This is a genomic window from Actinomadura soli (assembly GCF_005889715.1).
GTDB classification, from domain to species: Bacteria; Actinomycetota; Actinomycetes; order Streptosporangiales; family Streptosporangiaceae; genus Spirillospora; species Spirillospora soli.
In genome coordinates, this window is record NZ_VCKW01000436.1 from 1 (window position 1) to 4,274 (window position 4,274).

The window sequence follows — 4,274 nt, forward strand, 5'->3', positions numbered from 1 at the left end:
GAGCCGGAACGCGGCCGCGTCGCCGCCCTCGTCGCGCACCCCGGCTCCGACACCCTCGCCCCGTTCGCGCTGCGCCGCGACAAGGCGTACGTGTTCAGCGCGGACGGGCGGGCCGTGATCGGGTACCGGGTGCAGTTCGGCATCGCCGTCGCGGGCGGCGACCCGGTCGGAGACCCCGCCTCGCATGCGGACGCCGTCAGGTCGTTCCTCGCCCTGTGCCGGACGGCGGGCTGGCGTCCCGCCGTCCTCGGCGCGAGCGAAGCGCTCCTGCCCGTGTGGGGGCGGTTCCGCTCGATCGGGTTCGGCGACGAGGTCGTGCTCAGGCCGGACGCGTTCACGCTGGCGGGGCGGCAGATGCGCAACGTCCGCCAGGCGGTCGGGCGCACCGTCAACGCGGGCGTCACGTCCGAGATCGTCGCGGAGCGCGACCTCGCGCCGGACCTGCGCGACCGGCTGCTGGACGTCGCGTCCCGCTCCCTCGGCGGCCGGGCCGAGCGCGGCTTCGCCATGAACCTGGACGAGCTGCTCACCGGCCACCACCCGGGAGCGATCATCGCGATCGCCTACGACGCGGACCGGCGGCCCATCGCGTTCCAGCGCTACGTCACCGCGGGCGAGGGCCTCAGCCTGGACGCGATGCGCCGCAGCCCCGGCGGCCCGAACGGCGTCAACGAGCGCCTCATCGTCGAGATGGTCGAGTACGCGTCCGGGCACGGCCACGGCGTCGTCTCCCTGAACTTCGCCGCGTTCCGCGAGCTGCTGGACGCCGAGAGGCGCACCGTCCTGGAGCAGGCCGGCTACCACGCCCTGCGCCTTCTCGACCCGTGGATCGCGGTCGAGTCGCTCTACCTCTTCGACAAGAAGTTCCGGCCGTCCTACAAGCCGCGCAACGTCGTCTTCCGCTCCTGGTTCGACATCGCATGGCTGGCCGCCGCGCTCCTCACCCTGGAGTTCGCCCGGACGCGCCCGGCCCGGCGGGCGGAGGGCCCCGTCACCGAGCCCGCCCACCACCTCGGCTGACCGGTCGATCCTAGAATGTGATTCTATTGTGGTACCTGTCGAGAGGACCGCGCATGAGCAGCACCGTGGAGGGCCAGCCGCCGCGTCGGATCCCCGAGCGAAGCGCGAGGCTCGTTCACGGGCGACCTGCTGGGGCGTCTCGCCGCCGCCTACACCGACCCGCAGAGCACCATGAACCGGGCGCTCAACAACCCGCACCCGGGCAAGGGCGGCTACAACAACCCGGTCGTGCTGCGCGCGGGCTGGCCGTCCGCCGGGATGCTCACCACCGCGCCCGCGCTCGCCGCGTTCTACCGCGACCTCCTCGCCGGGCGGATCCTGCACCCCGAGACCCTGCGGGACGCGATCCGCCCGCGTGTCAGCGGCCCCGACCGGACGATGCTCGTCGACAGCGCGTTCGGTCTCGGCTTCATGCGTCCCGCCCAGACGTTCTTCACGCCGGAGGCCGCGCGGGAGTCGGCGTTCGGGCACACGGGCGCGGGCGGGGCCATCGGCCTGGCCGACCCTGACGCCGGGCTCGCCCTCGCCTACCTGCCGAACCTGATGAGCCACATGGCGGCCGGCGACCTGCGCGCCTACCGCCTGACCGAGGCCGCGTACGCGTCGCTGACCTGATGCTCTGAGATCACTGCATGGTGATGCCGCCGCTGGCCGAGATGGTCTGCCCCGTGATGTACCCGGCGCGGTCGGTGCACAGGAACGCGACGAGCCCGGCGATGTCGTCTGCCGCCCCCGCCGCCGGTCACTACCGCCGTGCGGCCGTCCAGTCGCATCCCGTCCATGTGCACCTCCGGGGGGTTGTCACGTTCCATACGTAACATCCGGCGGTACTGTGCCGGTTCATGGAGGTGCGCGATCTGCACGCCTGGCCGTCCACCCCGGCCGAGGCCGAGGCGATCCAGGAACGGCTCCGTCCGATGCTGGAACTGGACGCCCCGGGCCCGGCGAAACCGCGCACCGTCGCCGGCTTGGACGTCTCCTACGCGGGCGACGGCGGCGGCACGGGCACGCGCCTGGCCGCGGCAGTGGTCGTCCTGGACAGCGCAACCCTTCACGTTGTCGAGGAGTCGGTCGCAGTGGGCACGGCCGCGTTCCCCTACGTCCCGGGCCTGTTCGCCTTCCGGGAGCTGCCCACGCTGCTGGAGGCGTTGCGCGACCTGAAGACGACACCCGACCTGCTCGTCTGCGACGGGTTCGGCGTCGCGCACCCTCGCCGGTTCGGGCTCGCGTGCCATCTGGGCGTCCTGACCGGCGTGCCGACGATCGGCGTCGGCAAGACCGCGTTCGTCGGCGCCTACGAGCCGCCCGGCCGGCGCCGCGGCGACACGAGCCCGCTGCTGGACGGCGGCCAGGTCGTCGGCCGCGTTCTGCGCACGCGAGACGACGTGAAGCCGGTCTTCGTGTCCGTCGGGCATCGCACCGATCTCGACACCGCGTGCCGGAACGTCCTGGACCTGACACCCGGGTACCGGCTGCCGGAGACGACGCGGAGGGCGGACCGGCTCTCCCGCGATGCCCTCAGCGGGTAGCGCGTCTGTGTGGAAGATGGCACTCTCGTCCGAAAGCAGACGGAGACACCCAGGTCATCCGCGACGCCGCTGGACGGTGCCCATGGACACCCGGCCGATGCGGGCCGACGCCCGCCGCAACTACGAACGACTGATCACGACGGCCCGCACCGCCTTCATGGAGCACGGCACGGGCGCGTCCCTCGACGACATCGCCAAACGCGCGGGCGTCGGCTCGGGGACGCTGTACCGGCATTTCCCCACCCGGGACGCCCTGCTGCACGCCGTCCTGCGCGACCGGATCGACGGCCTCCTCGCACACGCCGACGAGCTGCTCGCCGAGCCCGCGGCGGACCCGGAGACCGAGGCCCTCAACGCGGAGGCCGCGCTTGGCCGCTGGCTGCGCACCTACCTGACCGGCGCCGGCACCCCCCGCGGCACCTCCACGGTGATCATCGAGGCGATGTCGGCGAAGTGGGCCGACACCGGGCTCGGCGCCGCGGCCACCGCGATCTGCGACGCCCTCGGCCGGCTGCTGGACCGCGCGCAGCACGCGGGCGCCGTCCGCGCCGAGATCGACCCGCGCGACCTGCTGCGGCTCACCAACGCGATCGGCGTCGCCGCGGAACGCACCGCCGATCCCGGCGCGTACGCCGACCGGATGCTCGCGCTGCTCTTCGACGGCCTGCGCACCGGATAGCGCCCCCTTGTCCGGCTAACCAAGCGTTCGCTAGGTTGGTTTGCGGCACGGACGCGGGACGAGGAGCGTTGATGGGTCAGCTGGACGGCAAGGTGGCGCTGATCACCGGCGGTGCGCGCGGCATGGGCAAGTCCCACGTCCGCCGGTTCCTGGACGAGGGCGCCAAGGTGGTGTTCGGCGACGTCCTGGAGGAGGAGGGCGCGAAGCTGGCCGCCGACCTGGGAGCCGACGCCGTCTTCGTCCGCATGGACGTGACACGCGAGGCCGACTGGAAGAACGCCGTCGATATCGCGGCAGCAACGTTCGGCGCCCTGCACATCCTGGTCAACAACGCCGGAATCATCCAGCACAAGACCATTGAGGAAATGTCCATCGACGAGTTCCGCCGCATCCTCGACGTGAACCTGCTCGGCCAATGGCTCGGCGTGAAATCCGTCACCGCCGCGATGCGCGCGGCCGGCGGTGGCTCCATCGTCAACGTCTCCTCGACCGAAGGCTTCATCGGCGCCTCCGGCCTCGCCGCCTACAGCGCCAGCAAGTTCGGCGTCCGCGGCCTCACCAAGGCCGCCGCCCGCGAGCTCGGCGGATACGGCATCCGGGTGAACTCCATCCACCCCGGCGGCGTCCTGACGCCCCTGTCCCTCCAGGACGACGTCGTCGCCGCCACCGCCGACAGCGCCGACTCCTTCTTCAGGGCACTCCCCCTCGGCCGCATGGGCAAGTCCAAGGAGGTGTCGGGCCTGGTCGTCTACCTCGCGTCGGACGACTCGTCCTACTGCACCGGCAGCGAGGTCCTCGTCGACGGCGGAATGCTCACCGGCGCCGGGTATTAAGCGCGCCGCTCGGCCCACCCTTCAACGGCCTCCAACTGCGCGGCCATGGAGATCAGCGTCGCCTCATCGGAGTCATGCCCGAGAAGCTGCGCACCGATCGGCAACCCCGCCTTCGTGAAACCTGCGGGCACATTCACGCCCGGCCACCCCAGCACGTTCCATGTCCACGCATAAGGACAGGCCCCCGCAACCCCCGACTGCGTCTTCCAGTAC

The 4,274-nt window shown here is 71.9% G+C and carries 5 protein-coding genes and 2 pseudogenes; 5 read left to right on the top strand and 2 right to left on the bottom strand.

The genetic code is table 11. From position 1 onward, the window contains the following. A partial coding sequence (locus ETD83_RS39975; RefSeq protein ID WP_138650459.1) for a bifunctional lysylphosphatidylglycerol flippase/synthetase MprF occupies positions 1-1,020 on the top strand: 1,020 nt, incomplete at its 5' end. Positions 1,021-1,149: 129 nt separating this feature from the next. Next, positions 1,150-1,635, top strand: coding sequence for a serine hydrolase domain-containing protein (locus ETD83_RS39980; protein WP_407921560.1), 486 nt, complete (start codon positions 1,150-1,152; stop codon positions 1,633-1,635). Between the two features lie 10 nt (positions 1,636-1,645). On the opposite strand, the pseudogene ETD83_RS45625 reads toward ETD83_RS39980, so the two are convergent. Next, positions 1,646-1,744: pseudogene (locus tag ETD83_RS45625) on the bottom strand (SDR family oxidoreductase); the annotation flags it as partial. A 118-nt stretch (positions 1,745-1,862) separates the two neighbouring features. On the opposite strand from ETD83_RS45625, the gene nfi reads away from it, so the two are divergent. The 3 genes from nfi to ETD83_RS40000 all read left to right on the top strand — a co-directional run bounded on the left by nfi (position 1,863) and on the right by ETD83_RS40000 (position 4,061). Continuing rightward, positions 1,863-2,549 carry a deoxyribonuclease V gene (gene nfi / locus ETD83_RS39990; protein ID WP_138650461.1) on the top strand — a complete coding sequence of 229 codons (687 nt, stop codon included), beginning with the start codon at positions 1,863-1,865 and terminating at the stop codon, positions 2,547-2,549. Positions 2,550-2,631: 82 nt separating this feature from the next. Next, positions 2,632-3,228, top strand: coding sequence for a TetR/AcrR family transcriptional regulator (locus ETD83_RS39995; protein WP_205718156.1), 597 nt, complete (start codon positions 2,632-2,634; stop codon positions 3,226-3,228). Positions 3,229-3,299: 71 nt separating this feature from the next. Beyond that, a complete protein-coding gene (locus tag ETD83_RS40000) occupies positions 3,300-4,061 on the top strand; it encodes a glucose 1-dehydrogenase (protein WP_138650462.1) in 762 nt (253 codons plus the stop codon). On the opposite strand, the pseudogene ETD83_RS40005 reads toward ETD83_RS40000, so the two are convergent. Continuing rightward, positions 4,058-4,274: pseudogene (locus ETD83_RS40005) on the bottom strand (amidase family protein); the annotation flags it as partial. The gene ETD83_RS40000 and the pseudogene ETD83_RS40005 overlap by 4 nt on opposite strands.